Annotated in this window: 23 protein-coding genes and 1 tRNA gene; 11 read left to right on the forward strand and 13 right to left on the reverse strand. The window is 62.0% G+C overall.

What is annotated here, in order from left to right:
- The first annotated feature begins 71 nt into the window (after nucleotides 1-71).
- From pheT to C6571_RS16225, 5 genes are all read left to right on the forward strand, one after another.
- A complete protein-coding gene (gene pheT / locus C6571_RS16205) occupies nucleotides 72-2,519 on the forward strand; it encodes a phenylalanine--tRNA ligase subunit beta (protein WP_106447605.1) in 2,448 nt (815 codons plus the stop codon).
- 10 nt (nucleotides 2,520-2,529) lie between these two features.
- Nucleotides 2,530-2,850 carry an integration host factor subunit alpha gene (locus tag C6571_RS16210; protein ID WP_106447606.1) on the forward strand — a complete coding sequence of 107 codons (321 nt, stop codon included), beginning with the start codon at nucleotides 2,530-2,532 and terminating at the stop codon, nucleotides 2,848-2,850.
- Nucleotides 2,851-2,962: 112 nt separating this feature from the next.
- A complete protein-coding gene (locus tag C6571_RS16215; protein ID WP_106447607.1) occupies nucleotides 2,963-3,352 on the forward strand; it encodes a MerR family transcriptional regulator in 390 nt (129 codons plus the stop codon).
- A 25-nt stretch (nucleotides 3,353-3,377) separates the two neighbouring features.
- Nucleotides 3,378-3,454 (forward strand) — tRNA-Pro (locus tag C6571_RS16220).
- Nucleotides 3,455-3,559: 105 nt separating this feature from the next.
- On the forward strand, nucleotides 3,560-6,247 hold the full coding sequence (locus C6571_RS16225) for a bifunctional acetate--CoA ligase family protein/GNAT family N-acetyltransferase (RefSeq protein ID WP_106447608.1): 2,688 nt from the start codon (nucleotides 3,560-3,562) through the stop codon (nucleotides 6,245-6,247).
- A gap of 14 nt (nucleotides 6,248-6,261) precedes the next feature.
- On the opposite strand, the gene putA is transcribed toward C6571_RS16225, so the two are convergent.
- On the reverse strand, nucleotides 6,262-9,981 hold the full coding sequence (putA, locus tag C6571_RS16230) for a trifunctional transcriptional regulator/proline dehydrogenase/L-glutamate gamma-semialdehyde dehydrogenase (protein ID WP_106447609.1): 3,720 nt from the start codon (nucleotides 9,979-9,981) through the stop codon (nucleotides 6,262-6,264).
- A 99-nt stretch (nucleotides 9,982-10,080) separates the two neighbouring features.
- Between putA and C6571_RS16235 the strand changes: the two genes are divergently transcribed.
- The 3 genes from C6571_RS16235 to rlmD all read left to right on the forward strand — a co-directional run bounded on the left by C6571_RS16235 (nucleotide 10,081) and on the right by rlmD (nucleotide 12,405).
- Nucleotides 10,081-10,557 (forward strand): Lrp/AsnC ligand binding domain-containing protein, encoded by a 477-nt coding sequence (locus tag C6571_RS16235; RefSeq protein ID WP_106447610.1) that lies wholly within the window; start codon nucleotides 10,081-10,083, stop codon nucleotides 10,555-10,557.
- 63 nt (nucleotides 10,558-10,620) lie between these two features.
- Nucleotides 10,621-10,926, forward strand: coding sequence for a hypothetical protein (locus C6571_RS16240; RefSeq protein ID WP_211300661.1), 306 nt, complete (start codon nucleotides 10,621-10,623; stop codon nucleotides 10,924-10,926).
- A 48-nt stretch (nucleotides 10,927-10,974) separates the two neighbouring features.
- Nucleotides 10,975-12,405: a 23S rRNA (uracil(1939)-C(5))-methyltransferase RlmD gene (gene rlmD / locus C6571_RS16245; RefSeq protein ID WP_106447611.1), complete on the forward strand. Its 1,431-nt coding sequence runs from the start codon at nucleotides 10,975-10,977 to the stop codon at nucleotides 12,403-12,405.
- 13 nt (nucleotides 12,406-12,418) lie between these two features.
- Here rlmD and C6571_RS16250 read toward each other — a convergent pair whose 3' ends face one another.
- Entirely contained in the window at nucleotides 12,419-12,772 is a 354-nt protein-coding gene (locus tag C6571_RS16250) for a hypothetical protein (protein ID WP_106448294.1), read from the reverse strand.
- A 94-nt stretch (nucleotides 12,773-12,866) separates the two neighbouring features.
- Nucleotides 12,867-13,568 carry a Bax inhibitor-1/YccA family protein gene (locus C6571_RS16255; protein WP_106447612.1) on the reverse strand — a complete coding sequence of 234 codons (702 nt, stop codon included), beginning with the start codon at nucleotides 13,566-13,568 and terminating at the stop codon, nucleotides 12,867-12,869.
- A 253-nt stretch (nucleotides 13,569-13,821) separates the two neighbouring features.
- Here C6571_RS16255 and C6571_RS16260 point away from each other — a divergent pair, with 253 nt between their 5' ends.
- Nucleotides 13,822-14,226, forward strand: coding sequence for a GlcG/HbpS family heme-binding protein (locus C6571_RS16260; RefSeq protein WP_106448295.1), 405 nt, complete (start codon nucleotides 13,822-13,824; stop codon nucleotides 14,224-14,226).
- Nucleotides 14,227-14,338: 112 nt separating this feature from the next.
- On the opposite strand, the gene hemP is transcribed toward C6571_RS16260, so the two are convergent.
- From hemP to fnr, 10 genes are all read right to left on the reverse strand, one after another.
- On the reverse strand, nucleotides 14,339-14,575 hold the full coding sequence (gene hemP, locus C6571_RS16265; protein ID WP_106448296.1) for a hemin uptake protein HemP: 237 nt from the start codon (nucleotides 14,573-14,575) through the stop codon (nucleotides 14,339-14,341).
- Between the two features lie 103 nt (nucleotides 14,576-14,678).
- A complete protein-coding gene (locus C6571_RS16270) occupies nucleotides 14,679-15,089 on the reverse strand; it encodes an ExbD/TolR family protein (RefSeq protein ID WP_106447613.1) in 411 nt (136 codons plus the stop codon).
- Nucleotides 15,090-15,091: 2 nt separating this feature from the next.
- The gene (locus tag C6571_RS16275) at nucleotides 15,092-15,811 is read right to left on the reverse strand and encodes a MotA/TolQ/ExbB proton channel family protein (protein ID WP_106447614.1); all 720 of its coding nucleotides are present in this window, start codon (nucleotides 15,809-15,811) and stop codon (nucleotides 15,092-15,094) included.
- Nucleotides 15,812-15,834: 23 nt separating this feature from the next.
- Nucleotides 15,835-16,545: an energy transducer TonB gene (locus C6571_RS16280; protein WP_106447615.1), complete on the reverse strand. Its 711-nt coding sequence runs from the start codon at nucleotides 16,543-16,545 to the stop codon at nucleotides 15,835-15,837.
- A 139-nt stretch (nucleotides 16,546-16,684) separates the two neighbouring features.
- Nucleotides 16,685-16,927 (reverse strand): (2Fe-2S)-binding protein, encoded by a 243-nt coding sequence (locus tag C6571_RS16285; protein ID WP_106447616.1) that lies wholly within the window; start codon nucleotides 16,925-16,927, stop codon nucleotides 16,685-16,687.
- Between the two features lie 109 nt (nucleotides 16,928-17,036).
- The gene (locus C6571_RS16290; protein WP_106447617.1) at nucleotides 17,037-18,170 is read right to left on the reverse strand and encodes an alpha-hydroxy acid oxidase; all 1,134 of its coding nucleotides are present in this window, start codon (nucleotides 18,168-18,170) and stop codon (nucleotides 17,037-17,039) included.
- Nucleotides 18,171-18,241: 71 nt separating this feature from the next.
- Nucleotides 18,242-18,931, reverse strand: coding sequence for a Fe2+-dependent dioxygenase (locus C6571_RS16295; RefSeq protein WP_106447618.1), 690 nt, complete (start codon nucleotides 18,929-18,931; stop codon nucleotides 18,242-18,244).
- A gap of 14 nt (nucleotides 18,932-18,945) precedes the next feature.
- Entirely contained in the window at nucleotides 18,946-21,069 is a 2,124-nt protein-coding gene (locus C6571_RS16300; protein ID WP_106448297.1) for a TonB-dependent receptor, read from the reverse strand.
- Between the two features lie 327 nt (nucleotides 21,070-21,396).
- Nucleotides 21,397-21,708, reverse strand: a complete 312-nt coding sequence (locus tag C6571_RS16305) for an SWIB/MDM2 domain-containing protein (protein ID WP_106448299.1) — start codon at nucleotides 21,706-21,708, stop codon at nucleotides 21,397-21,399.
- A 141-nt stretch (nucleotides 21,709-21,849) separates the two neighbouring features.
- On the reverse strand, nucleotides 21,850-22,662 hold the full coding sequence (gene fnr / locus C6571_RS16310) for a fumarate/nitrate reduction transcriptional regulator Fnr (RefSeq protein ID WP_245901316.1): 813 nt from the start codon (nucleotides 22,660-22,662) through the stop codon (nucleotides 21,850-21,852).
- A gap of 124 nt (nucleotides 22,663-22,786) precedes the next feature.
- Here fnr and hemN point away from each other — a divergent pair, with 124 nt between their 5' ends.
- On the forward strand, nucleotides 22,787-24,169 hold the full coding sequence (hemN, locus tag C6571_RS16315; RefSeq protein ID WP_106447619.1) for an oxygen-independent coproporphyrinogen III oxidase: 1,383 nt from the start codon (nucleotides 22,787-22,789) through the stop codon (nucleotides 24,167-24,169).
- 1 nt (nucleotide 24,170) lies between these two features.
- On the forward strand, nucleotides 24,171-24,902 hold the full coding sequence (locus C6571_RS16320; RefSeq protein ID WP_106447620.1) for a sulfite exporter TauE/SafE family protein: 732 nt from the start codon (nucleotides 24,171-24,173) through the stop codon (nucleotides 24,900-24,902).
- Nucleotides 24,903-24,964: the final 62 nt, after the last annotated feature.

The raw sequence follows: 24,964 nt of genomic DNA on the forward strand, positions 1-24,964 counted from the left end.
GGCACAGCGCCTGCCTTGTGCTCCGGTCGGTCTCCGGCGGGGCGAGCTTGTGACACACGAAGATTTTCCCTATGCAATTTCCTGAATCCTGGCTGCGCGAATTCTGCAATCCGCCCTTGAGCACCTCCGAGTTGGCGGAGACCTTGACCATGGCCGGCCTGGAGGTCGAATCGATGGAGCCTGTTGCACCACCCTTTGGCGGGGTGGTGGTGGGGGAGATTCGTTCGGCCGCGCAGCACCCCGACGCAGACCGGCTGCGCGTGTGCCAGGTGGATGTGGGCCAGGCTGAGCTGCTGAACATCGTTTGCGGAGCGCCCAATGCCCGCGTTGGCATCAAGGTGCCGTGTGCCTTGGTCGGGGCGCAGTTGCCGCCGGGGGAGGACGGAAAGCCATTCGCCATTCGGGTGGGCAAGCTGCGCGGGGTGGAAAGCCACGGCATGCTGTGCTCGGCCAAGGAACTCAAGCTCTCGGACGACCACGGCGGCCTCCTCGAACTGCCGGCCAACACGACTGTGGGTGCCGACATCCGCAGCGTACTGACGCTCGACGATACCCTGTTTACGCTCAAGCTCACGCCCAATCTGGCGCATTGCCTCAGCGTGTACGGTGTGGCGCGTGAACTGGCCGCGCTAACTGGCGCAGAACTTAAAACACCTGTGTTTCCGCCCGTTGCGGCGCGGATCGGCGACACTCTGCCGGTAAACATCAGCGCGCCGGACTTGTGTGGACGGTTTTCCGGCCGCATTGTGCGCGGCGTGAATCCACGTGCCAGCACGCCGCCATGGATGGTCGAGCGGTTGGCGCGCTGCGGTCAGCGCAGCGTTTCACCGCTCGTTGACATTTCGAATTACGTGATGTTTGAGCTCGGCCGACCCTCGCACATCTTTGATCTGGACAAGATTCACGGCGGGCTCGACATTCGCTGGGCGCGTGCGGGCGAATCGCTGACACTCCTCAATGGCAGCACCGTGACGCTGGATGCGGACGTGGGCGTGATTGCGGACGACATGCAGGTGGAGTCCTTGGCCGGCATCATGGGCGGTGAGGCCACGGCAGTATCAGACGCGACGAAAAATATCTACATTGAGGCTGCATTCTGGTGGCCGCAGGCAGTCGCAGGGCGCTCGCGCCGTTTGCGGTTTTCAACCGAAGCCGGCCATCGCTTCGAGCGCGGGGTGGACCCGGAGCAGACGGTTGAGCACATCGAACGCATTACCCAATTGGTTCTCGATATCTGCGGCACCCCTGACTCGGTTTGTGGTCCCTTGGATGATCAACAGGTGCGCATGCCTGAGCGCGCTGCGGTGCGCTTGCGCGTCGCGCGCGCCTCAAAGGTGATTGGCATGTCCGTCTCTCAGGCGCAATGCGTGCAGGTACTTGAACGTCTGGGCCTGGAGGTCGCACAAGGCGAGGGGGAGCTTACAGTTCGTCCCCCCGCCTACCGTTTCGATCTGGCGCATGAGGAAGATCTGATCGAGGAAGTGGCGCGCATCGTCGGTTACGGCCGTTTGCCCGATACGCCGCCGCTTGCTCCGGTGACGCCCTTGCTGCGGCCTGAGCGCAAGCGCAGCCCGTTTGTGCTTAGGCGCCAACTTGCGGCGCTGGGCTACCAGGAGACGATCAACTTCAGCTTTGTCGATGCTGCCTGGGAGCGTGAGCTATCTGGCGCCACCGATCCGATTCGTCTGGTGAACCCGATTGCAAGCCAAATGGGGGTCATGCGCTCGTCTCTATTGGGCTCTTTGCTACAAGTTTTGAAATTTAATGCCGATCGACGTGCCGAGCGGGTGCGCGTTTTTGAGTTGGGCCGCGTCTTTTTTCGCGATGACTCGGTGGCCGATTCCGACACGACCGTGGCGGGCTTTCGCCAACCGCAGCGCCTGGCGGGTCTGGCGTTTGGCCCTGCCGAGCGCGTTCAATGGGGTGCTGCAGCACGCAGCGCGGACTTTTTCGATGCCAAAGGCGACGTTGAAGCGCTGCTCGCGCCGCGCAAGCCGGTATTTCAGGTGTCTGACCATCCCGCCATGCATCCGGGGCGTTGCGCACGGGTGGTACTGGACGGCTGCGCGATAGGCTTTGTCGGCGAATTGCATCCCAAGTGGCGACAATCCTGGGGTTTGGCCCAGGCGCCGGTGCTCTTCGAGCTTGAGCTGGATGCCGTTCTAAGCAAGACCCTGCCTGCTTTCAACCCCGTGGCGCGCCATCAGTCCGTGGAGCGCGATATCGCCGTGGTGGTCGGCGAGGCCGTGACGCATGGCCAGTTGATGGAATCGATCGCTTCTGCAGTGGACGCGGCATTGCTGCGCGACGCGGTATTGTTTGATGTATATCGTCCCAAAGCGCCAAAGGGTGGGGAACTGCCTGCAGCAGGTGCTTCGCTCCTGCAAGGTGAAAAAAGCATGGCGATTCGTTTGGTGCTCGGTGGTGACAGCACGCTCACCGAGGCACAAATTGACACGGCTGTGGCGGCCGTTGTCGAGCAATTGGCTCTGCGCCACGGCGCGCGCTTGCGGGTTTAGGAGACGAACAATGCATCGCGTGGAATTTACTGTCGAGAGCCTGGAGACTCCCGCTTTGACCAAGGCACAGCTTGCCGATCTACTGTTTGATCAGATCGGTCTGAACAAGCGGGAGTCCAAAGACATGGTCGATGCGTTTTTTGACCTCATTGCACGCAGCCTGGTCGACGGTGAAGACGTCAAGCTCTCGGGTTTTGGCAATTTCCAGATTCGCACCAAGGCACCTCGCCCTGGCCGCAATCCGCGCACTGGCGAGGCCATACCGATTGGCGAACGCCGTGTCGTGACATTTCACGCAAGCAGCAAGCTCAAAGAGCAGATCCAGGGCTGAAGCATTGCACTGTCGAATTGGTGCGTTTTGTAACATCTGATGGCACAAAACACCTGTCTGCTGTAGTCTTAAAGGTTTACTGCCTTTTCGCGCGCTACAGCGCGTTGTTGCCATGGGCCTTGTGCTTCCCTCCATACCGGCTAAACGCTATTTCACCATTGGGGAAGTGGCGGACTTGTGTGCTGTCAAGCCACATGTACTGCGCTATTGGGAGCAGGAATTCACGCAGCTTCGTCCCATCAAGCGCCGTGGCAATCGCCGCTATTACCAACACCACGAAGTTCTGATGATCCGCCGCATCCGTGACCTGCTCTACGACCAGGGTTTTACGATCAGCGGCGCACGCAATCAGCTGCAGGAAATTGCGCCAATCGGCGTCAATACACGCGAAGATGCCGCAGACCTCGACGACGCAAACGGGCCCGTTGTCGAGCTCCCGGACATGGAAGCGGTGCGCCGCGAATTGTTTGAAATACGCGGTTTGCTTCTGGCTGCGGTGTGATTTGGACCTATAATCTAAGGCTTGTCGGCGTGTGGCGCAGCCTGGTAGCGCACTTGCATGGGGTGCAAGGGGTCGAAGGTTCGAATCCTTTCACGCCGACCATTTATTCGATCAGAGACACGGGTTACAACAGCGATGTTGTAGCCCGTTTTCTATTTCTGCCGCCCTGGTTGCGCCGACAGGTGGCGGGGTACGAGGAGTTCGCCCATGGACAAGCACTATCTTAGGACGCTTTTTTCTCCTGAGTCCATTGTTGTTTTTGCCGGCAACGAGGAGCGCGCTGGTAGCCAGACGGTTCAGGGACATGCCTTGCTCGAATCCATTCGCAAGCAGCGCTTCAGCGGAAAACTGACCTTCGTCGACATCGAGACCACAGGCACGCTGGCCGACCTGGCGCAGGCGCGAGCCGATCTGGCCATTATTGCGCTGCCCGCTTCGGATGTGGCAGCCGCCCTGGAACTGGCCGGTCGCATGGCCTGCCGTGCAGCGCTGGTGATCTCCAGCGGCATCGGGGCCGACGACGCCTCGGTGCTTGCCAAGATGGCCCAGCGTGAAGGCGTGTACCTGCTCGGCCCCAATTCGCTCGGGTTTCAGCGTCCGGCGTTGGGCCTCAATGCGAGCGTGGCCGGGCCGCTGGCGCGCCAGGGCTCCCTGGCGCTGGTTTCGCAATCTGGGGCGCTCACTGCGTCCATTCTGGACTGGGCCGACAACAACGCAGTGGGCTTTTCCTCGGTGATCTCGCTTGGGCCCAATACGGCGGTCGACATTGCACAAGTGCTGGACTATCTGGCCAGCGATCCGCAGACACACAGCATTGTTGTGTACCTTGAAGGCATCTCCAACGCGCGCAGTTTCATGAGCGCACTGCGCTCCGCTGCCAATGCCAAGCCGGTGGTGGTGCTCAAGTCCGGCAGAAAGCCGGCGGGCAATGCGGCAGCGCAGACGCACAGCGGCGCCATTGTGGGCAGCGACGATGTGTTCGATGCAGCGCTCGCGCGGGCCGGAGCGGTGCGCGTTCGTTCCTTCGTCGAATTGTTCTCTGCCGCCAAGTGCCTGGCCTCACGCTATCGCCCTGTAGGGCGGCGTCTGGCGGTGGTGACCAATGGCGGTGGGCCGGGCGTGTTGGCAGCCGACTGGATCAATGAAATTTTTCTCGATCTTGGTCGTTTGTCGCAGGAATCGGTGGCCACCCTGCAGCCGCAGCTACCGCCGCTGGCGTCCTTGATCGATCTGATTGATCTGTCAGAAGAAGCGGGTCCGGAACACTTTCGCATCGCCGTGGAAACGGCAAGCCGCGATCGTCAGGTCGATGGCGTTCTGGCCATCTACTCGCCAAAAGCCGGAATTGATGCGACGCAAGTGGCCCGTGCTCTGGCCGACGTGAAGCGCAAGATGAGCAAGCCGCTGCTCTCTTGCTGGATGGGCGACACCTCTGTGGTGCCAGCGCGCGCGGTCCTGCTCGAAGCGAGCATTCCCAGTTTTCGCACGCCTGAAGCGGCCGTGGGAGCCTTTGGAAATATCGCGTCGTTCTATCAAAACCAGCAGCTTTTGCTGCAAACCCCCCCGCCGCTCTCGAACCTGGCAAAACCAGATATCGAGGGTGCCCGCCTGGTGATCGAGGGCGTGCTGGCCGAGCGGCGCAAGGTGCTGACCGAGATGGAGTCCAAGACGCTGCTGGCGGCGTTTCACATTCCCGTCACCAACACCATTCTGGCGCGCAGTCCCACCGAGGCCATGATGATTGCAACGCAGCTGGGGTTTCCAGTGGCGTTGAAAATCGATTCGCCCGACGTCAGTCACAAATCCGACGTGCAGGGGGTGGCGCTCAACATCATGAGCGGGGCCAGCGCACGAGACACCTACACCGACATGGTGCAACGAGTGACGCAGCTCCTGCCGCAGGCGCGAATCAACGGCGTTACCGTCCAGAAGATGGCTCGTGCGAGGCGCGGGCGTGAAATCTGCATTGGTCTGGTCACCGACGATCCGTTTGGCCCGGTGATTACCTTTGGTGCCGGCGGCACCATGATCGAATTGATTGACGATCGGGCAATGGAGCTGCCGCCCTTGAACCTGTTTCTTGCACGCCGGCTGATCGAACGCGCCCGCGTGGCAGAAACACTTGACGCATGGCGCGGAGCCGGCGCGGTGGACCGCAATGCGCTGGAGCAGGTATTGCTGCGGGTGTCAGAGATGGTCTGTGAGCTGCCGCAATTGCGCGAGATGGACATCAACCCCTTGATCGTTGATGAATGCGGTGTCGTGGCGGTGGACGCACGCATCGTTGTTGAACATGCGCCCAGCCAAAGCTCGGGCGCAGCGCAGTACAGCCATCTGGCGATCCTGCCTTATCCGGCCCGGTTCCGTCAGGTCTGGCCGCTCAGCGGTGGGGGCGAATACACGGTGCGTCCGGTCCGCCCCGACGACGCCCAAATGCTGCAGGCTCTGGTGCAAAGCCTGTCGCCGCAAAGCCGCTATTTCCGTTTCATCTCTTCCATGGCGCAACTTCCGCCGAGCATGCTTGCGCGGTTTACGCTGATTGACTACGACCGCGAGATGGCACTGGTGGCAATCCTGAAGGAGCGCACGCCTGGCGCAGACGGCGAGCCGGTGGAGTCCGAGCGCATCGTGGGCGTGTCGCGCTATATCACCAACCCCGATCGCAGCAGTTGCGAGTTTGCCTTGGTGGTTGCCGATGATTTCAGCGGACGGGGCCTGGGCTCGCGCTTGATGCTGAGCATCATGGAGGTCGCGCGCGAGCGTGGCCTCAGCGAGATGGAGGGTCTCGTGCTGGCCAACAACCCCGGCATGCTCAAGCTGATGCGCAGCCTGGGCTTCAGCGTCAAGGCTTTCCCGGAAGACCCCGATTTCAAGCTCGTCACGCACGCGCTTTGAGCAGTCGGCGGTTTCTAGCCAATCGTCATCAAGCTGGCATTGCCGCCGGCAGCGGCGGTATTGACGCTCAGCGAGCGCTCTAGCAGCAGGCGATCCAGGGCGATGTCCGCCTCGCCGGGGACCAGGCCCTGCAAGCCGACGATGGCTCCCGGCCGCAGCGCCAGGGCCTCGCAGCTGGCTTGCAGCTGTGTTGCCAGTCCATGCTGTATCACTGCGTCGAGCATGGGGGCCTGCAGCACACCAGCGGCAGGGATCTCGATGCGCTGCTGGACCGTCGTAGGCAATTGCGCATGCAGGCGCGTCGCCATGTCTCCCTGCCAAAGCGCCTTGGAGCCTATTGCGAGTACTGCAGCCAGCTGGGAAAGCAAGTCGTCCTCGTTTGCTGCCAGGCAGCCAATGTTCGCGCGTGGCAGCACCGTGTACACATTGCGCTCGCCCGTTGGACCGGGCAAGGTTTGCGAGAGGCCAGCGGGCGACTGGGCTGCAAAACGGGTGCATCTTGCTGCCAAAGCACCGCGGCCCGTGTCCAAGGCCCATTTTTGTAGCGCTTGCAGCGCAGCGGTTGGTGCAGGTGCGATTTCTGGTTCGCTTTGCGTCAGCATGCTGCGCAAGTCGGTAAGCGCGTGCGCACTGAGGCGGCGCAGGTACAGCGGACCGCCTGCCTTGGGGCCGGTTCCCGACAGCCCTTCGCCGCCAAACGGCTGTACGCCCACCACAGCGCCGACCATGTTGCGGTTCACGTAGGCATTGCCCGCGTGCGCACGTGCCAGCACCTGGGCAATGGTTTCATCGATGCGTGTGTGCACGCCGAGCGTGAGACCGTAACCCGTGGCGTTGATGTCGTCGAGCAGCTTGGGCAGGCCAGTGCGTGCGTAGCGCAGTACATGCAGTACTGGGCCAAAGACTTCCCGCTCCAGCTGGTCCATGCTTTGGATTTCAATCAGCGTTGGGGCCACGAAGGTTCCTGGGCCGGCGAGTGCGGCGTCATGCGCTTGGAAGACCTCACATCCGCGCCCTTGCATGGCCTTGATGTGGCTCAGGATGCCAGCCTGGGCTTCGGCATCAATCACTGGCCCTACGTCGATGGCAAGGCGTGACGGATTGCCCAGATGCAACTCCTGCATGGCGCCGCGCAGCATGGGCAGGACGTGGGCCGCCGCATCTTCCTGGATGCACAGCACGCGCAGTGCTGAGCAGCGCTGACCAGCGCTGTCAAAGGCTGAGGCCACGATGTCCACCACGGCCTGCTCCGCCAGCGCCGATGAATCCACGATCATGGCGTTCTGTCCACCGGTTTCCGCAATCAGTGTTACGGGTCGGCCCTGGACGTCAAGGCGGCCCGAGAGGCTGCGTTGAATCGCCCGCGCCACCTGCGTCGAACCAGTGAAGATCACGCCCATCACACGTGCATCCGCCACCAGTGCAGCGCCCACCGTCTCTCCCTGTCCAGGAACAAGCTGCAGTGCTGCGCGGGGCACGCCAGCCTGCCACATCAATCGCACGGCGTAGGCTGCGATCAGTGGGGTTTGCTCTGCCGGTTTGGCAAGGACCTGGTTGCCAGCCGCCAGAGCGGCCGAAATCTGGCCCACAAAGATGGCGAGCGGAAAATTCCAGGGGCTGATGCACACCACGGTGCCCAGCGCAGGCGATGGTGTAGCTGTCAAGGTGGCGCTGGCCTGCTGCGCGTAATAGCGCAGAAAATCGATCGCCTCGCGCACTTCAGCAATGGCGTTGGCTGCGCTTTTGCCCGCTTCGCGAATCAGCAGCGCGATCAGGGAGGGCATCTGCTTTTGTAGCAAATCGGCAGCCCGAAGCAGGGCCTGGGCGCGCTCTACCGGCGCAGTTTCGGTCCAGGCCAAACCGTCGCTGCATGCCAGCGCCAGGGCATGTTCCACGTCTTGCAAGTCGGCTTCCTGGATTTCGCCCACCAGATCCGTGCTATCTGCTGGGTTGCGCACCGGGTGCATTGGATTTGGTGCCGCATCGCAAGCGAGCATCGGTCCTGCCTGCCAGCGCTGTTGGCGCGACGCCTCCAGAGCGCGCTCAATCTCCGCAAGCACCGGCTCGCTGGCAAGATCCAGGCCTGCCGAATTGCGCCGCACGTCGCCGTACAGCGCCAGTGGGTGCGCGATGCGCGGATGCGGCAGTGCCGCCGCACCTTCGATGGCTGTGGCTGCGTCCACGACGTCTACCGGGTCACGGACCAGTTCGTCCAGCGCGATGCTTTCGTCGGCGATGCGGTTCACGAACGAGGTATTGGCGCCATTTTCAAGCAGTCGGCGCACCAGGTAGGCCAGCAGGGTTTCGTGTGTGCCTACGGGGGCATAGACGCGGCATGGGCGCCCCAGACCACCGTCTGCCACCGGGCGCACCACCTGTTCGTACAAGGGCTCTCCCATGCCGTGCAAACACTGGAACTCGTACTGGCCAGGATGGTACGTAGCCGGCTCGGCGATTTCGAAAATGGCCGCCAGTGTGTGTGCATTGTGCGTGGCGAACTGTGGGTACACCGCCTTGGGCGCTGCCAGAAGCTTGCGTGCGCAGGCAATGTAGGAGACGTCGGTGTGCGCTTTGCGCGTGTAGACCGGGAAGTCGCTCAGGCCATCCACCTGGGCGCGCTTGATTTCACTGTCCCAATAGGCACCTTTGACGAGGCGAACCATCAGGCGGCGCCCGCTTCGCTGCGCCAGCGCAATGACTTCGTCGATGACTGCGGGGCAGCGTTTCTGGTAGGCCTGAATGACAAAGCCCAGACCATTCCAGCCCGTCAGAGTCTCCTCGTGGCAGAGGCGTTCAAGCAGCTCCAAGGAGAGTTCCAGCCGTTCGGTCTCTTCCGCATCGATGTTCAGGCCAATGTCGTATTGGCGTGCCAGCTTGGCCAGTGATACCAGTGTGGGATACAGCTCAGAATGGACACGGGCGCTTTGCGCGCGTGCATAGCGTGGGTGCAGCGCGGAGAGTTTGATCGAAATACCCGGCCCCGCGTAGATGCCTCGGCCGTTCGATGCGTGGCCAATGGCGTGGATAGCCGCTTCGTAGGACTGCAGATAGCGTGCTGCATCGCGCTGCGTCAGCGCTGCTTCGCCCAGCATGTCGTAGGAGAAACGAAAACCTGCCGCTTCGCGCGCGCGCGCATTGGCGAGCGCCTGGGCAATGGTTTCGCCGGTGACAAACTGCTCACCCATCATGCGCATGGCCATGTCCACGCTTTTGCGAATGAGCGGCTCGCCACCCTTGGCCGTCAGGCGCGTCAGCAGGGACGACAGCGACTTTTCGCTGTGCGTGGCGACCAGCTTGCCCGTCAGCAGCAAGCCCCAGGTGGCGGCGTTGACGAACAGCGAAGGGCTCTTGCCCAGGTGCGCTTCCCACTGGCCGTTGCCGATCTTGTCGCGGATCAGTGCGTCGCGCGTTGCCTTGTCCGGAATGCGCAGCAGGGCTTCGGCAAGACACATCAAGGCCACGCCTTCTTGCGAGGACAGCGAGAACTCCTGCAGCAGGCTTTGCACCAGGCCGGCACGCCCAGCGCCGCTCTTTCGCTGTCGCAAGGAGCCCGCAAGTCGACGCGCGAGCGCATGTACGCGCTGCGCGGTGGCTGCATCGCTGCGCGCCAGGGCGAGCAGCGGGGCCAAGGCGGCGGGTTCGGGCGCGCGGCACAAGGTCTGTAGTGCGCTGCGTTCGAGCGCGCCGTGGAAGGCGCTGGGGGCAAAGGCAAGAGATTCGGGCGTGGTGGACATGGCGGGGTCTTTGCAATGAACGGACGATGGCGCATCATGCGGGAGACTTGAAAAAATTTAAATCTAAAAAAATTATCAAAAACAGCATGAAATACCAAAATGAACGATGAATCAAAGAATATTGACAGAATTGATCTAAAAATTCTCTCGATCCTGCAGGAAGACGGGCGCATTTCGAATTTGAAGCTTTCCGAGCAGGTGGGCTTGTCGCCCACGGCGGTCCTTGGGCGCGTGCAAAGGCTCTCGCGCGAGGGCTATGTTTTGGGCTATGAAGCACGCCTCAACCCGTTGAAACTCGGTGCGGCGATGCTGGTGTTCGTGGAAGTGTTGCTTGATCGGACCACCCCGAATGTGTTTGAGCAGTTCAACGCTGCGGTGCAGGTGCGCCCGGAAATCATGGAATGCCATATGGTGGCAGGCGGCTTTGACTACCTGCTCAAGACGCGTACAGCCGACATGAATGCCTACCGCGCTTTTGCCGGCGCCGTGCTCTGGCAACTGCCGGGCGTGCGAGAGACCCGCACCTACGCGGTGATGGAAGAGGTCAAGCACTCGACGCGTCTGCCTTTGTCCTGAGCCCATCTCCCGCAGAACATGCTTGCATAATGGTCAGCAACCCAACACGCTGAGGAGAACTCCATGCATTTGCTACGGACAGCGGCCGTTTTGTTTGCGGCTGCGACATTGGGTCAGGCGGCCAATGCAGCCTGCTACCTCGTCTATGCGCCCGACGGTACGGTTGTGTACCGGTCTGTGCAGTCGCCGGTGGATCTTTCCAAACCACTGCATCTGACCCTGCCCCAGGCCGCTCCCGGTGGGCGCCTCGTCTTCTCGCTGGACAACAACGGATGCGAGCTGGAGGTGCACAAGCTCGACACGCTGCACAGTCGGTCCAAATCTGCGACTCGCCCGACATCGCCCGCTCGCAAGGCACGCGGCGCCTGAGCGGGCTGCGCGCGGTTTTCCAACCGGCGGGCCTGAGACAATCGGGCCATGAGTGAAAAGATTGAAATTGCGCCTGCGGTGTCGCCCGATTGGCTGAGCGTAGAGTCGCTGAACCTGGACGCCCAAGGCGTTGCCCGTCGGCCCGACGGCAAGGTGGTATTCATTGATGGCGCGCTTCCGTTTGAGCAGGTCACTGCCAGCGCCTACCGAAAGAAAAACAACTGGGAACAGGCCCATCTGACGGCGATTCACGTCGAATCGTCCCAGCGTGTCCAGCCCGGCTGCCCCCACTTCGGATTGCATGCGGGAGCCTGTGGCGGATGCAAGATGCAGCACCTGCATTCTGCCGCCCAGGTGGCCGTCAAGCAGCGGGTGCTGGAAGACAACCTCTGGCATCTGGGCAAGGTCAAGCCGGAAACCATTCTGCGGCCCATTGAAGGCCCCGCTTGGGCTTACCGCTATCGCGCGCGACTGTCGGTGCGCTATGTGGTGAAAAAGGGCGAAGTACTGGTGGGTTTTCACGAGCGCAAGAGCCGCTACGTGGCAGACATGCGCGTTTGCCCCGTGTTGCCTGAGCATGTGAGCCGCATGCTGCTGCCGCTGCGCGCGCTGATCGCCTCCATGGACGCACGCGACACCGTTCCACAGATTGAGCTCGCGTGTGGCGATACGGTGACCGCCATGGTGCTGCGCCACCTCGAGCCGCTCTCGTCCACCGACATCGAGCGCCTCCGCGCCTTTGCTGCGGAGCAGGGCGTGCAGTGGTGGCTGCAGTCCAAGGGCCCGGACACGGTGCGCCTGCTCGATACCGACGGCCCCACGCTCTCCTATGCGCTGCCTGAATTCGACATCACCATGCCGTTCAAGCCCACCGATTTCACGCAGGTGAACCCGCACATCAACCGGGTGCTGGTTGCGCGCGCATTGCGCCTGCTGAGCGTGCAAGCCCATGAGCGCGTGATCGACTGGTTTTGCGGCTTGGGAAACTTCACCCTGCCGCTAGCGACCCAGGGGCGCGAGGTGCTGGGCATCGAAGGCAGTGAGGCCTTGGTAGCGCGTTCGCGGGAAAATTATGATTTAAATCAGGCTCTAGCGCTTGATGGTAAAGCGTTAGCAGCTACTAGTTTTGTAGCTAGAAATCTTTTCGAGATGACGCCGGAGATGCTGGTGCAGGATGGGGCGGCCGACAAATGGCTGGTGGACCCGCCCCGTGAGGGCGCTTTTGCGCTCGCCAAGGCGCTGGCCGACATAGAGCAGGCGCGTATTGGCGCCGAAGGAGCGCCGCCCTTGCCACCAGGAGCAAAAGACTGGACCCCGCCAAGTCGCATCGTCTACGTCAGCTGCAATCCTGCAACGCTGGCACGTGACGCCGGCCTGCTGGTGCATCTGGCGGGCTACCGCTGTACGGCGGCGGGAATGATCAACATGTTTCCCCACACCGCCCATGTGGAGAGCATGGCGGTGTTCGAGCGCCCCTGAACCCGGTCCTGCTCTACTTCTTGGCTGCGGCGCCCGCGTCGCTCGCGGGCGCTGACGCTTCTTCGGAATCGCTCCCGGCAGCAGTGCCATTCGCAGGAATGCCTTCAATCTTGTTGTCGCGCATGTAGCCGTCCATGTCCTTCCAGCCGGAAAAAATGGCTGCCTTGGACGATTTCGGGTTGTTCGCATAGCAATCTTCAATGCCGCGCATCGCGTAGCGGCAGGCGCCGCCAATGGCTTTGGCTTCTTCTTCGCGCTGGGCAATGCGTGGATCGGGTCCCAGGCCCGGAATGTCGCAGGCGCCCAGCAGCGACAGCAAAGCCAGTGCGAGAAAAACGCGGAAGCGAGGCAGAGAAATGGTTCGCATGCTGTTCATATCGGCGCCAGGGAGCATTGCTTGAGCTTCAGACGCAGCAAAGGCCCCGCACAGGGGCCTTTGTTGCACGGTGTCAACAAGCGAATCAGTCGCTGTCGCCACCCATGATACCGAGCAGCATCAATAGGCTCTGGAACACGTTGAACAGATCCAGATACAAAGCCAGCGTGGCGCTGATGTAGTTGGTTTCGCCGCCGTCCAGAATGCGCTTCAGGTCGTACAGCATATAGGCGCTGAACACCCCAATGGCTGCCACCGAAATCGCCATCATGCCTGCCGTGGAGCCGACAAACACGTTGATGATGGCGCCGACCACAATCACCATGGCACCAACGAAAAGCCACTTGCCCATGCCGGACAGGTCGCGTTTGATCACCGTGGCCAGGCTGGCCATGACGAAAAACACGCCCGCCGTGCCGGCAAACGCCGTCATGATCAGTTCACTGCCGTTGGAGAAACCCAGCACCATGCCGATCATGCGCGAAAGCATCAGGCCCATGAAGAAGGTGAAACCCAGCAGCACCGGCACGCCGGCAGCGGAATTCTTGGTTTTCTCGATGGCATACATGAAACCGAAGGCGCCGCCGAGGAAGACGATGAGCCCCAGGCCGCCATTCAGCGACCGGGTGATGCCGGTGGCCACGCCAATCCAGGCGCCAAGCACCGTCGGCAGCAGGCTCAGGGCCAGCAGCCAATAGGTATTGCGCAGCACCTTGTGGCGCTGCTCTTGCGACACGCCGTAGCTGTTGCCCGCAGAGGAGGGGAAGGGGGTAACCCGTTCGTTCATTGCTGTTTCTCCAGAGTGGCCCGCACGGTGCGGGTGAATTGCATTCTAGTTGGTGGCCTGCGATTCAATTGCAAGGCAAATCACAGGGCCATTTCAAGACCCGTCGGTAACTGGGCGTTCTCGCGGATGCAGTGGCCTCGTTTAGGTCATGATTCTTTCAACTCCGGTTTGGTTCCCTTGCGTCTCCCGTGCCGCTATGCTCAAACGCTTTGGCCAGGCAGCGGGTCGGGCCTGCACACTTTTGGAAGCTTGCATGAAAACCACCACCGAACTTGAACTCGCAGATATCCGAAAAATCGCCGCTGCGGCAGAAGCCGAGGCCATGGCCAATGGCTGGGCGGTGACGATCGCCATCGTCGATGCGGGCGGCCACCTGCTGTGGCTGCAGCGGCTCGACGGCGCGGCGCCCGTGTCGGCGCACATTGCACCCGGCAAGGCGCGCACGGCGGCCCTGGGGCGGCGTGAGAGCAAAACCTATGAAGATATGGTCAATGGCGGGCGCATGTCGTTTTTGAGCGCGCCGGGGGTAGAGGCCTTGCTCGAAGGCGGGGTTCCCATCCTGCATGCCGGGCAGTGCGTGGGCGCGGTGGGCGTGAGCGGCGTGAAATCGAATGAAGATGTGCAGATTGCTCGCGCAGGGATCGCTGCGCTGGGCTGAATCGGCGCGGGGACGAATGGGGATAAAAAACGGCCTGGCTACAAGGGGATTGCCCTTTGGCTGGCCAAAAACGACATGTGCCCCACGGCACTGGAGTCGCCCCACGATGAAACTATTTGGTCAGAATGAGCTTGCCTTGGCGTGTAGTCTGCAATTGGTAGCACGCTCCGTTGTGCGCAATGTGCACGCGCTTGCCACCCTGCAGCAGTTCGGCGCTTTGCCAGGTGAAACACGGCGCCGCGCTGTTCGAGCAAACCGGGCCGGTTGCTGGTGCCGCACTGTCGTCCTGTGAATCCAGGGCGACCGAGGCTTGTGACGAAGCGGGAGCTGTGTTCAGCGGTTTAGGCATGTTTGTAATGATATTGATTCGCATTTAAGAGGTCAAGTATTTATTCATTTTTTTAGGCGTCTGCGGTTGTCAGTGCCAGCGCATGAATGCGGGCAGCAGCGCGCTATTCCTTGGGCTCGGTCACAAAGCCGATCTTGCGGATTCCTGCCCGCTGCGCCGTCGCCATGGCCTGGGCAACGCGCTCATAGCGCACGTTTTTGTCGCCACTCAGGTGCAGCTCGGGTGGCGGCGTTTGGGCTGCGGCACGCTGCAGGCGATCGGCCAGGGCGTCGTCGCTGATGGCGCTGCCATCGAGCGCATAGCTGCCGTCGGCTTGCACCGAAAGGCGCAAGGTTTCGGGCTTGACCTGTTCGGGCTGCACACTGGCGCGCGGCAAATCCACGCTGACCGAGTGCTTCATGACCGGCACGGTAATGATGAAGATGATGAGCAGCACCAGCATGACGTCCACCAGCGGCGTCATGTTGATTTCGTTCATCACCTCGTCGGTGTCGTCCTGGGTGCCAAAAGCCATGGTCAGGCGCCCTTCTTGAGGGGCCGCACATTGCTGCCGCCTTCGCCGTTCGAAATACGGGCTCCGGTAACGAAGTAGGCGTGCAGATCATGGGCAAAGCTGTTCATGCGAACCAGGATGAACTTGTTGCCGCGCACCAGCGCGTTGTAGCCCAGCACTGCGGGGATCGCCACTGCCAAGCCCAGCGCGGTCATGATCAGCGCTTCGCCCACCGGGCCGGCGACCTTGTCGATCGTCGACTGCCCCGAGGTGCCAATGGCGATCAAGGCGTGGTAAATGCCCCATACCGTGCCAAACAGACCCAGAAACGGCGCGGTAGACCCCACCGATGCGAGGATCGCCAGGCCCGATTGCAGGCGCGCGGTAAATTCGTCGATGCTGTTGCGCAGGCTCCCGGTGACCCAGTCGCTCACGTCCAGACTCTCATGCAGCTGGCCCTTGGTATTGCGGTGGTGCGCCGTGGCCTCGCGCCCTTCGATGGCCAGGGCGCGAAACGGGTTGGCTGGATCGCTACCCAAAGTGGTGAGCGCCGCAGCAAAGTCGTCGCTGTGCCAAAACGTCTGCACCGCCCGGGCGTTGCGCTTGAAGCGCACGATGTCCAGGGCCTTGATGACGATAACGGCCCAGGTGGCCAGCGACATCAACAGCAGCAGCAGCGCGACGCCGCGCGTGATGAGATCCCCCTGGTTCCAGAGGTTGGCCAAGCCGAATTGCGTTTCCATGAAGACTCCTGAAGATCCGTGAATTATTCGAGAACGAAGTTGATCGGTACGAGGTACCACATGGCTTCGGGCACGCCATTGCGCTTGCCGGGCACGAAACGCCAGCGCAGTACCGTGTCGTGGGCTTGGCGGTCGAGCCGCTCGAAGCCGCTTGATTGTTTGATTTCCACCTGTTCGGGCAGGCCTTCGGTGCTGATGAGTACACGCAGTAGCACCTTGCCCTGCTCGCCCATGCGTTTGCTGATCGATGGATAAGAAGGCGAGGGATTCTTGAGGTAAGCCGCATTGCTCGACGGCAATTCAATGCGCGGGGCTGCGGGCGGGGAGGGGGGCGCAGGCGGTGCCGGGGCCGTGTTGACCGGCGCCGCCACCGGCGTGCGAACCACCGGTGCATTCGGTGCGGCCTCGGCCTCCGCTGCCGGCACCGGGGTGGGCTCAGGAGCGCGCACCGGTCTGGGCTGCGGCGTCGGTTTCGCCAAACGCGGCGGCGGGACGGGTGGGGGTGGTGTCGGTAGCACGGGTTGAGGAGGCGGCACAGCGGGAGGGGCTGGGGGCGCCGGAGGCGCCACAAATTCGCTGAGCAGCACCGCAGGAACGATGATTTCCTCTGGCTGCTTGTGCCCCAACGCGCCTTGCAGAGCCCACAAGGCGGCGCCGTGTGCAAGAGCGATGCCGACCACGATAGCGGCATTGCGTTTGCGCTGAGGCACTGGCAGGAAAAGATCAGAAGACATTAAAAAAATAGCTGCCAGCGCAGGCAGAATCTGCGCTGGCAGCCCATTGGACTACAAATTCAGCGCTTGAAAATCCAGGGCAAAGCGAGGCCTGTCACGATCAGCGAAAAGCCCAGTGCCCAGACCAACATGGGAACTTTCAGGCGGCGCAAGCGCAGGCGCTGCCACCCGCGCAGGCGCAGGCAAGGACGGAGTCGTTCCGAAGGGCCGCCACCGGGCTGCTGGCGCTGCATTGTGCAACCACCTCGCGCGCGCAGCTTTCGCATTGGCCGCATTGCGTGGCCACGCCCAGCTCCCATTGGATTTCGTCAAAGCCCATCCCAGCCCGGGCATGGCGGGCAATTTCGCGATCAGAAATTCGGCGGCAGACGCAGACGATCATGGCAAGAGATGGCAGGGCCGTGGGATGAAAAAGGAGGTTTGATTATAAATGCGAATAGGTTGCATTAACAATCTATTTTGTATCTTTCCTGGATCTGCAAGCCAGCGGCTCAGCGAGGCGAATCGAGCGCCGCAGCTGAAATGTTGGCCAGCGTGGCGCAGCCACTCAGCGCCATGCAGGCTTCGAGTTCGTCGCGCAGCAAGCGCAGAACATGGGCCACGCCCGCAGCGCCTGCGTTGGCCAGACCCCAGAGCGCAGGCCGGCCAATGAGGACGGCGCTGGCACCGAGCGCCAAGGCCTTGAAAACGTCTGTGCCACGGCGCAGGCCTCCGTCCACCAGCAAGGGCAGGGCGCCTCCCACGGCGTCGGCAATGCGGGGCAGGGCGCGCGCCGTGCTGACCGCGGTATCCAATGTGCGGCCGCCATGGTTGGAAACGATCAGGCCGTCCATGCCTTGGGCCAATGCCAGGCGCGCATCTTCGGCGTGCAGCACGCCCTTGAGCAGCACCGGAAGGCGTGTCTGGGCCTGCAGCCAGGCGATGTCGTCCCAAGTCGGCGCGTGCCGCAGCAAGCCGTCAAACAGTGCGCTCTGTCCAGGTGCCAGCGGCGCCTGGACAGCAGGGGCCATGCGCGCGAGGTTCACCGCCTGCACCTCGGGCGGCAAGGCAAAGGCGGCGCGGCGCTCACGGTCACGCACGCCGCTGGTGGGCGCGTCGACAGTGACCACCAGTGCCTCGCAACCGGCCGCTTCAGCGCGCTCCACGAGATCCCGCACCAGCGCGCGATCATGCTGCAGATAGAGCTGTAGCCACAGCGGTCCGGCGCCGGGATCGCCGTGCATGGCCGCCGCCACATCTTCCAGCGGCGAGCTTGCTTGCATGCTCAGCACCAGGCCCGCGCCCATTGCGCCAGCGGCGTAGGCGCTGGCGATTTCACCGTCCGGGTGCGCCAGGCGCTGGTAGGCCACAGGCGCCAGAAGAATAGGATGGGCCAGCTCGCGACCCAGCAGCGTGCAGCGGGTGTGGCCACCGGCCAGGGGACGCAGCACGCGCGGCAGCAGCGCCAGCTCGTCCCAGGCACTGCGGTTGGCGTGCAGCGTGATTTCGTCGCCGGCACCACCGCTGAAGTAGGCCCAGGCCTTGGCGTCAAGCTGCCGTTGGGCACTGCGCTCGTGATCGGCCAGGGTAAAGAGGTCGGGTGCTACGCGCTGGCGAGTGGGGGTCTGAGAGAGTTTTTTAAGCAAAAAATGCCTCTAGCGCTTACTGGTGTTACGTTGATAGCTATCAAATCAGGATCAAACATCAGGCGACGAAGCTATGCATCCGCCCACATGCGCAGCAGGTTGTGGTACGTGCCGGTCAGACCCACCACGGCGCTGTCGCTCTCTCCCACACGCTGGCGCAGGCGCAGCAAATCCATGTCCATGGCAAACAGCAGTTGACGCTGCTCGGTGCTGCGTACCATGCTTTGCACCCAGAAAAAACTGGCGATGCGGGCGCCGCGCGTCACCGGGGTCACCTGGTGCACCGTGGAGCCGGGGTAGAGTATGGCGTCGCCAGCAGGCAGCTTGATGCGCTGGTCGCCGCCGGGGCCGGCAATCAGCAGTTCGCCGCCGTCGTATTCCTCAGGGTCGCTGAAAAAAACGGTGCACGAAAGGTCGCTGCGCACCCATTCGCCCGTGGCCTGCGAGCGCAGCACGGCGCCATCGACATGGGCGCCGTAGAAGTTGGAGTCCCCGCTGTAGCGATTGAAGAGCGGGTTGAAGATCTTGCGCGGCAATGCGGCCGAGAAAAATAGCGCGTCGCGCTGCAAAGCCGCCAGTACGAGGGGGCGCAGTGCGCTGGCCGCATCGCTGGTTTGCGCCAATTGCTGATTGCGCTTGTGCGACAGCGCCTGGGTGCCGGCGCTGGTGCGCCCGTCCACCCAGGGCGCGTCGTCTGCCAGCAGGCCACGGGCTTGTGCGACTTCTTCTGCGGTCAGCAGGTTCTTGAGGTGCAAAAACATGGCCTGGGATTTACTTAGAAGCGCGTCTTGAGCGTCAGTTGTGCGGAACGGCCTGCGCCCGGCGCGTAAAAACCGCGATACAGCGTGTCTGCGTAGAGCTTGTTGCTGAGGTTGGTCACGTTGAGCTTGATGGTCGTCTTGTCGTTCACGGTGTATTCCAGCATGGCGTCGAACACCGCGAAACTGTCGGCCGTGACCGCGCGCTGGCCTTCAGGGTTCTGCTCGCCACGGTAGTTCACGCCCACGCCGAGGCGCCACTGCGGCGCCACGGCATAGGTGCTCCAGAGGCTGCCGCTGTGGCGCGGGGTCAGGCCTGGCCGGTCGCCCTTGACCTGCGCGCCGCCGCCATTACCTGCGAGTACCACGTTGCTCTCGTCAATCTTGGCGCTCGGGATCCAGGTGTGGTTGAAGAACACTTCCCACTTGGGCGTGATGCGGCCCGCCAGGTTGAACTCCATACCGGCGGCGTGGCGCTTGCCCGACAGCAGTTCCTGCGCGGCCGCCGAATCGGGGTCGGTGTTGCGCTCGTTGTATTTCTCGCTGTAGAAGGCCGCCACGCCCAGCAGCGCGCGTTTGTCAAACAGATCGAACTTGCCGCCGATTTCGAAGTTGCGGCTTTTTTCGGGCGGCGTTTGCGCGGTGCGCTGGGTACGGTCGTTGAAGCTCAGGCCAAACTGGTAGGTGTCGCCCGAGGTGTTGTACGAAGTACCGTAGGAGGCGTAGTACGAGCTGGTCTCATTGGGCTGATAAATGACGCCGACGCGTGGGCTCCACAAGCCGTCCGAGCGCTCGTTCGACAGCGCCGTCGGCGTGCGGTAAGACGCCTTGAAGTGGTCGTAGCGCAGACCGCCGAGCAGCTTGACGGTTTCGGTGATCGAGACGGTGTCTTGCGCATACAAGCCGATGTTGCTTGCATCGAAGGTGTTGAAGGTCGGCTCGCCTCGCGGTGTCGGGCGAACAGCGCCGTCGTTGGGCGTGCCGACCGTGGTGCTGGGCATGCTGCCGGTACCGGTGTAGCGTTGGTCACGCTTGGCATCGTCGTGGTACAGGTCCACGCCGGCGATGAGCGCGTGCTTGCGGCCACCCCAGTTGAAGGTGTTGGTGTAGTCGCTTTGCAACTGCGTCAGGTTGCTGATGCCCAGACGTCCCTTGGCCGAGCGCGTCATCACGGTGCTGTCGTTGAGATTGTCCTGCGTGGTGCCGGGGGCAAAGCGCACCGCGCTGGCGAGCAGGTCGCGCTCATAGCGGCCATGGCGCAAGCGCGTTTTGAGCTCGCCGTTGTCGTCAAAGCGGTGCGTGTGTGCCAGCGTGACGTACTGCGCCGAGGTGTCGAGCTTGTCGCTTGCGAGGCCGTAGTAGTTGCGCGCCGACAGCGAAGGCACGAGCTTGCCGTCGTTGAGGAACCAGGGGTGGTTGTAGAGCGGCCGTCCCTCAATATCGAGCGAATACAGGCCGATCGAGAACTCGTCGCGCGTGCCAACGCCCCAGCTGTAGGTCGGCGCAATGCCAAGCTTGCGTTGTTTGGCGCCGAAGTTTTTCTCGTCGTGCACCAGTGCGTTGAGGCGAAACGCTGCGTTTTCGCCAGTGAGGAAGTTGAAGTCGCCCGTCAGCCGGTTTTCCTGGCCAGTGCCCAGGGTGTAGCTGATTTCATGCTGGTTCATCAGCAGCGGCATCTTGTTGACCTGGTTCACCACGCCGCCGGTGGAGCCCTTGCCAAACAGCATCGAGGCTGAGCCCTTGAGCACTTCGACGCTGTCGTTGTTGAAGGTATCGCGCTCGTAGAGCGGCGCGTCCTTCATGCCATCCACATAGATGTCGCCTGCCTGGCCGAGCGAGAAGCCGCGCAGGCGGATGTCCTCTTCGCCGGTTTCACCGGCCTGGAACGTGACGCCGGCCGTGCTGCGCAGCACGTCGCGGAAGTCGTCCTGGTTGCGGTCGGCCATGAGCCGCTCGGTGAACACGGTCACGCTTTGCGGAATGTCGCGCAGCGCCTGCTTGCCCTTGCCGATGGTCGTGGTCGCAGGCTTGAGCGTGTCCTTGTTCTGGATTTCCGCGCTTTCCTTGACGGTGACTGTGGGCAGCTGGCCGCTGACGGCAGGCGCAGACTGGGCCCAGCTTCCCACGGAAGCGAGCAGCATCAGCGCGCCCAGGGGAATCAGGGCCTTGTCCGAGGTGCAGGGTGCTGCTGCATCGGTTGGAAAAAGCGCAGAGATGCGCGGTGTGCTGTGAGCTGTCAAAGGATTCTCCCGTTGCAATGTGACTCGAACCTGCGGGCACGCGAACGTGCGCCAAGAGCAAGAAGCAGTGGCTGGGGAAAACCGTGGCTGTGCCTCGAAACAGCGATTTATTCTAAGTCAAATAAGAGTCATTCTCGTTCGCAATGGAGAAAAATGAACTGTAGCCCTGTCGGCATCCAGCAACAAAAAAGCCGGCAGCAGCCGGCTTCGGAGCAGACGCGACGCGCCTTACTTGACGTGCTTGCCAATCAGGCCGGCCATCTCGAACATGGACACTTGGGGCTTGCCAAAGACTTCCTTGAGCTTGGCGTCCGCATTGATCATGCGCTTGTTGGTAGCGTCCTGCAGGTTGTGCGCCTTGATGTAGACCCACAGCTTGCTGATGATTTCGGTGCGCGGCAGAGGCGCGGAGCCGACGACGGCAGCCAATGCAGGGCTCGGCGTCAAAGCCTTCATGAATGCTGCGTTGGGAGTGCGCTTCTTGGCGGGAGCGGCCTTGGTGGCGCCGGCAGCGGCCGGGGCTTTTTTTGCAGTTGCCATGTTGGTTTTTTCCTGGTTGGGAGTATTCAATGGACCAGCGAAAATCCGTTTCTCCACTGGCAGGGGGATGCTACTGGCAAAAAAACGGCTTTCCAAGCTGCGACCGAGGTTTTTTTGCTTCAGGCTGTAGCCTGAGAGGCTTTAGCGGCATTCTTGCTGGCTGTTGACGATGCGTTTGAGCGCCTCGGCATCCAGAATGCGCACATGGCGCTGTTTGACTTCAACAATGCCATCGTCGACAAACTTCGAGAAGGTGCGACTGACCGTTTCCAGTTTGAGCCCCAGGTAGCTGCCGATTTCCTCGCGTGTCATCCGCAGCACCAGCTCGGTCTGCGAGAAGCCGCGAGCGTGCAGGCGCTGCACCAGGTTGAGCAAAAATGCGGCCAGGCGCTCTTCGGCGCGCATGCTGCCCAGCAGCAGCATGACGCCATGCTCGCGCACGATCTCGCGGCTCATGATCTTGTGCACGTGGTGCTGCAGGGCGTTGACCTCGCGCGAGATCTCCTCGATGCGGTCAAACGGCATCACGCAGACTTCGGCGTCTTCCAGCGCTACCGCGTCGCAACTGTGGTGGTCATTGACGATGCCATCGAGCCCGATGATCTCGCCGGCCATTTGAAAGCCGGTCACCTGATCGCGCCCATCCTCCGTAGCCACGCAGGTCTTGAAGAATCCTGTGCGAATCGCGTAGAGCGAGGTGAAGGCTTCACCGTTGCGAAACAAGGAGCCACCGCGCTTGATTTTGCGCCGTACCGCCACGACATCATCCACGCGCTCCATCTGTTCGCTGGTGAGTCCGACGGGCAGACACAGTTCGCGCAGGTTGCAGTTGGAGCAGGCGACACGTATTGTTTGTTGCGCGTCGTGAGCCGCGAGGTGTCCGGATGCGCCCCCATCGGGTGGCGGCTTTGCCGCAGAGGTTTTGCGGACCGTAGGAGTGCTGGATGCTGACATACATCAAATTATGAACGATGGCCGGATTTCCCTTTAAATCCGGTCGGTGACTGTTGCTTCTTGATTTTGGTCAAGTGAGCAGGCGCCGCTCTCAGGCACAGTTGCCAGCTCTCCAGGAGAATCCATGACCGTTGCCACGCCCGAACTGCTGACCCGTTTCGATGTCTCCGGTCCGCGCTACACCTCTTACCCGACCGCGGACCGTTTCGTCGAGGCTTTTGGCGAAGACGATTACGTACTGGCACTCAAACAGCGCCACCTTGGCAGCGCCGCCAAGGCGATGCCTTTGTCCTTGTATGTGCACATTCCGTTTTGCGAGTCGCTTTGCTATTACTGCGCCTGCAACAAGATCATCACCAAGCACCATGATCGGGCCGATGTTTACCTGCGCTATTTGAGCCGTGAGGTGGATCTGCACACGGCGCATTGTGGTTCTGGCCAGATCGTGAGCCAATTGCATCTGGGCGGCGGCACCCCCACCTTTCTGTCCGACGACGGCTTGCGTGAGCTGATGGACACCTTGCGCCGAAGTTTTACGCTGGTGGCGGGTGGGGAGTATTCGATCGAAGTTGACCCACGCACGGTGGACGCCGGGCGCCTCAAGGTGCTGGCGGAACTGGGCTTCAACCGCCTGAGTTTCGGTGTCCAGGATTTCGACCCTGAAGTCCAGAAGGCGGTACACCGCATTCAGCCCGCAGAGCAGGTGTTTGCACTCGTGGAATCGGCGCGTTCCATAGGGTTCGATTCCATCAACGTAGACCTGATCTACGGTCTTCCCAAGCAGACGCCCGACTCGTTCGACCGCACCCTAGCGCAGGTCAACGAATTGCGACCGGACCGCATTGCGCTCTACGCTTACGCGCATCTGCCCGAGCGGTTCAAGCCGCAGCGCCGCATTGTCTGGGCAGATTTGCCCATGGCCTCGGCCAAGGTGTCCATGCTTTCGCGTTCGCTCGACGCTTTCATCGAAGCCGGCTATGTCTATGTGGGCATGGACCACTTTGCTTTGCCCGATGATGCGCTGGCCGTCGCCAAGCGCCAGGGACGACTGCACCGCAATTTTCAGGGTTACAGCACGCAACCAGACTGCGACCTCATTGCACTTGGGGTATCTGCCATTGGCCGAGTGGGTGCCACCTACAGCCAGAACGCCAAGACGCTCGAAGAATATTACGACCTGCTGAACCAAGGCCACTTGCCGATCGTGCGCGGCCTGGCGCTGTCGCGAGACGATCTGGTTCGCCGCGCGGTGATCATGGCGCTGATGTGTCAGGGCGAGCTGAACATCGAGTCGGTGGAGCAGTCGTGGCTGATTGATTTCCGCCAATACTTCGCTCGCGAACTTGAGCAGCTCGCTGAAATGGAACAACAGGGCCTGGTGGAGCTGAGTACGGAAGGCGTCCAGGTCACAGCCATGGGCTGGTATTTTGTACGCGGAATTGCCATGGTGTTCGACCGTTACCTACAGTCCGACCGCAATCGAGCGCGCTTCTCGCGCATCATCTGACGTGCTGGGCGCGCTGGCCTGGACTGCGCTGGCGATGGGCCTGGTGGGCGGCTCGCACTGCCTGGTCATGTGCGCAGCCCCTTGCAGTGCCGTGGTCCAGGTGGGCGCGCGCGTTGCGCCGGCCTTAACGGCCACCGAGCAAGTTGTTGACTGGCACCCAAGCGGAGGCGTCGCCTTGCGCCGATTGCTCGCCTATCACCTCGGTCGCCTGGCGGGATATTCCAGTGCAGGTGCGGCAGTGGCCGTGGCGATGCAGAGCTTTTCCTGGGTCACTCAGCAGGCACATGCCATGCGTTCGGCCTGGACGTTCATGCACGTCGCTGTACTGGCATGGGGCCTGATGATGCTCCTTTTGGCGCGCCAGCCTGCCTGGGTGGAGTCTGCAGGCCGCGCCCTCTGGACCCGCGTTCGCCCCCTGATCGGTGCACCAGGCGGCGTATTTGTCACCGGTTTTCTGTGGGCCTTGATGCCTTGCGGATTGTTGTATTCGGCATTGCTGGTAGCGGCTTTGAGCGGTGGTCCGGTCCAGGGGGCCATCACCATGGCCTTGTTTGCTGCCGGCAGTGGTGTGTGGCTGATTGTCGGACCCTGGGCATGGCTTGGGTTGCGCCAGCGACTCAACCGTGCGCGCGCCGACTGGGGGACGCGCCTGGGCGGGCTCCTGTTGTGTGGTGTGGCCGGATGGGCGCTTTGGCACGATCTCGTGGTCCGCCCATCGCTCATTTGTCAATAGCAAAGTATCCGCACCGCTGTTGCGCTGGCGCCGCAGTTGGAGGACAAACGAGCGACATTTTG

Source organism: Simplicispira suum, assembly GCF_003008595.1.
Taxonomy (GTDB): Bacteria; Pseudomonadota; Gammaproteobacteria; order Burkholderiales; family Burkholderiaceae_C; genus Simplicispira; species Simplicispira suum.

What these genes read in the sequence shown, in the direction of transcription:
- pheT (WP_106447605.1), top strand. Translation starts at nt 72, where the DNA reads ATGCAATTTCCTGAATCCTGGCTGCGCGAATTCTGCAATCCGCCCTTG.
- C6571_RS16210 (WP_106447606.1), top strand. Translation starts at nt 2,530, where the DNA reads ATGCATCGCGTGGAATTTACTGTCGAGAGCCTGGAGACTCCCGCTTTG.
- C6571_RS16215 (WP_106447607.1), top strand. Translation starts at nt 2,963, where the DNA reads ATGGGCCTTGTGCTTCCCTCCATACCGGCTAAACGCTATTTCACCATT.
- C6571_RS16225 (WP_106447608.1), top strand. Translation starts at nt 3,560, where the DNA reads ATGGACAAGCACTATCTTAGGACGCTTTTTTCTCCTGAGTCCATTGTT.
- putA (WP_106447609.1), bottom strand. Translation starts at nt 9,981, where the DNA reads ATGTCCACCACGCCCGAATCTCTTGCCTTTGCCCCCAGCGCCTTCCAC.
- C6571_RS16235 (WP_106447610.1), top strand. Translation starts at nt 10,081, where the DNA reads ATGAACGATGAATCAAAGAATATTGACAGAATTGATCTAAAAATTCTC.
- C6571_RS16240 (WP_211300661.1), top strand. Translation starts at nt 10,621, where the DNA reads ATGCATTTGCTACGGACAGCGGCCGTTTTGTTTGCGGCTGCGACATTG.
- rlmD (WP_106447611.1), top strand. Translation starts at nt 10,975, where the DNA reads ATGAGTGAAAAGATTGAAATTGCGCCTGCGGTGTCGCCCGATTGGCTG.
- C6571_RS16250 (WP_106448294.1), bottom strand. Translation starts at nt 12,772, where the DNA reads ATGCGAACCATTTCTCTGCCTCGCTTCCGCGTTTTTCTCGCACTGGCT.
- C6571_RS16255 (WP_106447612.1), bottom strand. Translation starts at nt 13,568, where the DNA reads ATGAACGAACGGGTTACCCCCTTCCCCTCCTCTGCGGGCAACAGCTAC.
- C6571_RS16260 (WP_106448295.1), top strand. Translation starts at nt 13,822, where the DNA reads ATGAAAACCACCACCGAACTTGAACTCGCAGATATCCGAAAAATCGCC.
- hemP (WP_106448296.1), bottom strand. Translation starts at nt 14,575, where the DNA reads ATGCCTAAACCGCTGAACACAGCTCCCGCTTCGTCACAAGCCTCGGTC.
- C6571_RS16270 (WP_106447613.1), bottom strand. Translation starts at nt 15,089, where the DNA reads ATGGCTTTTGGCACCCAGGACGACACCGACGAGGTGATGAACGAAATC.
- C6571_RS16275 (WP_106447614.1), bottom strand. Translation starts at nt 15,811, where the DNA reads ATGGAAACGCAATTCGGCTTGGCCAACCTCTGGAACCAGGGGGATCTC.
- C6571_RS16280 (WP_106447615.1), bottom strand. Translation starts at nt 16,545, where the DNA reads ATGTCTTCTGATCTTTTCCTGCCAGTGCCTCAGCGCAAACGCAATGCC.
- C6571_RS16285 (WP_106447616.1), bottom strand. Translation starts at nt 16,927, where the DNA reads ATGATCGTCTGCGTCTGCCGCCGAATTTCTGATCGCGAAATTGCCCGC.
- C6571_RS16295 (WP_106447618.1), bottom strand. Translation starts at nt 18,931, where the DNA reads ATGTTTTTGCACCTCAAGAACCTGCTGACCGCAGAAGAAGTCGCACAA.
- C6571_RS16300 (WP_106448297.1), bottom strand. Translation starts at nt 21,069, where the DNA reads ATGCTGCTCGCTTCCGTGGGAAGCTGGGCCCAGTCTGCGCCTGCCGTC.
- C6571_RS16305 (WP_106448299.1), bottom strand. Translation starts at nt 21,708, where the DNA reads ATGGCAACTGCAAAAAAAGCCCCGGCCGCTGCCGGCGCCACCAAGGCC.
- fnr (WP_245901316.1), bottom strand. Translation starts at nt 22,662, where the DNA reads ATGTCAGCATCCAGCACTCCTACGGTCCGCAAAACCTCTGCGGCAAAG.
- hemN (WP_106447619.1), top strand. Translation starts at nt 22,787, where the DNA reads ATGACCGTTGCCACGCCCGAACTGCTGACCCGTTTCGATGTCTCCGGT.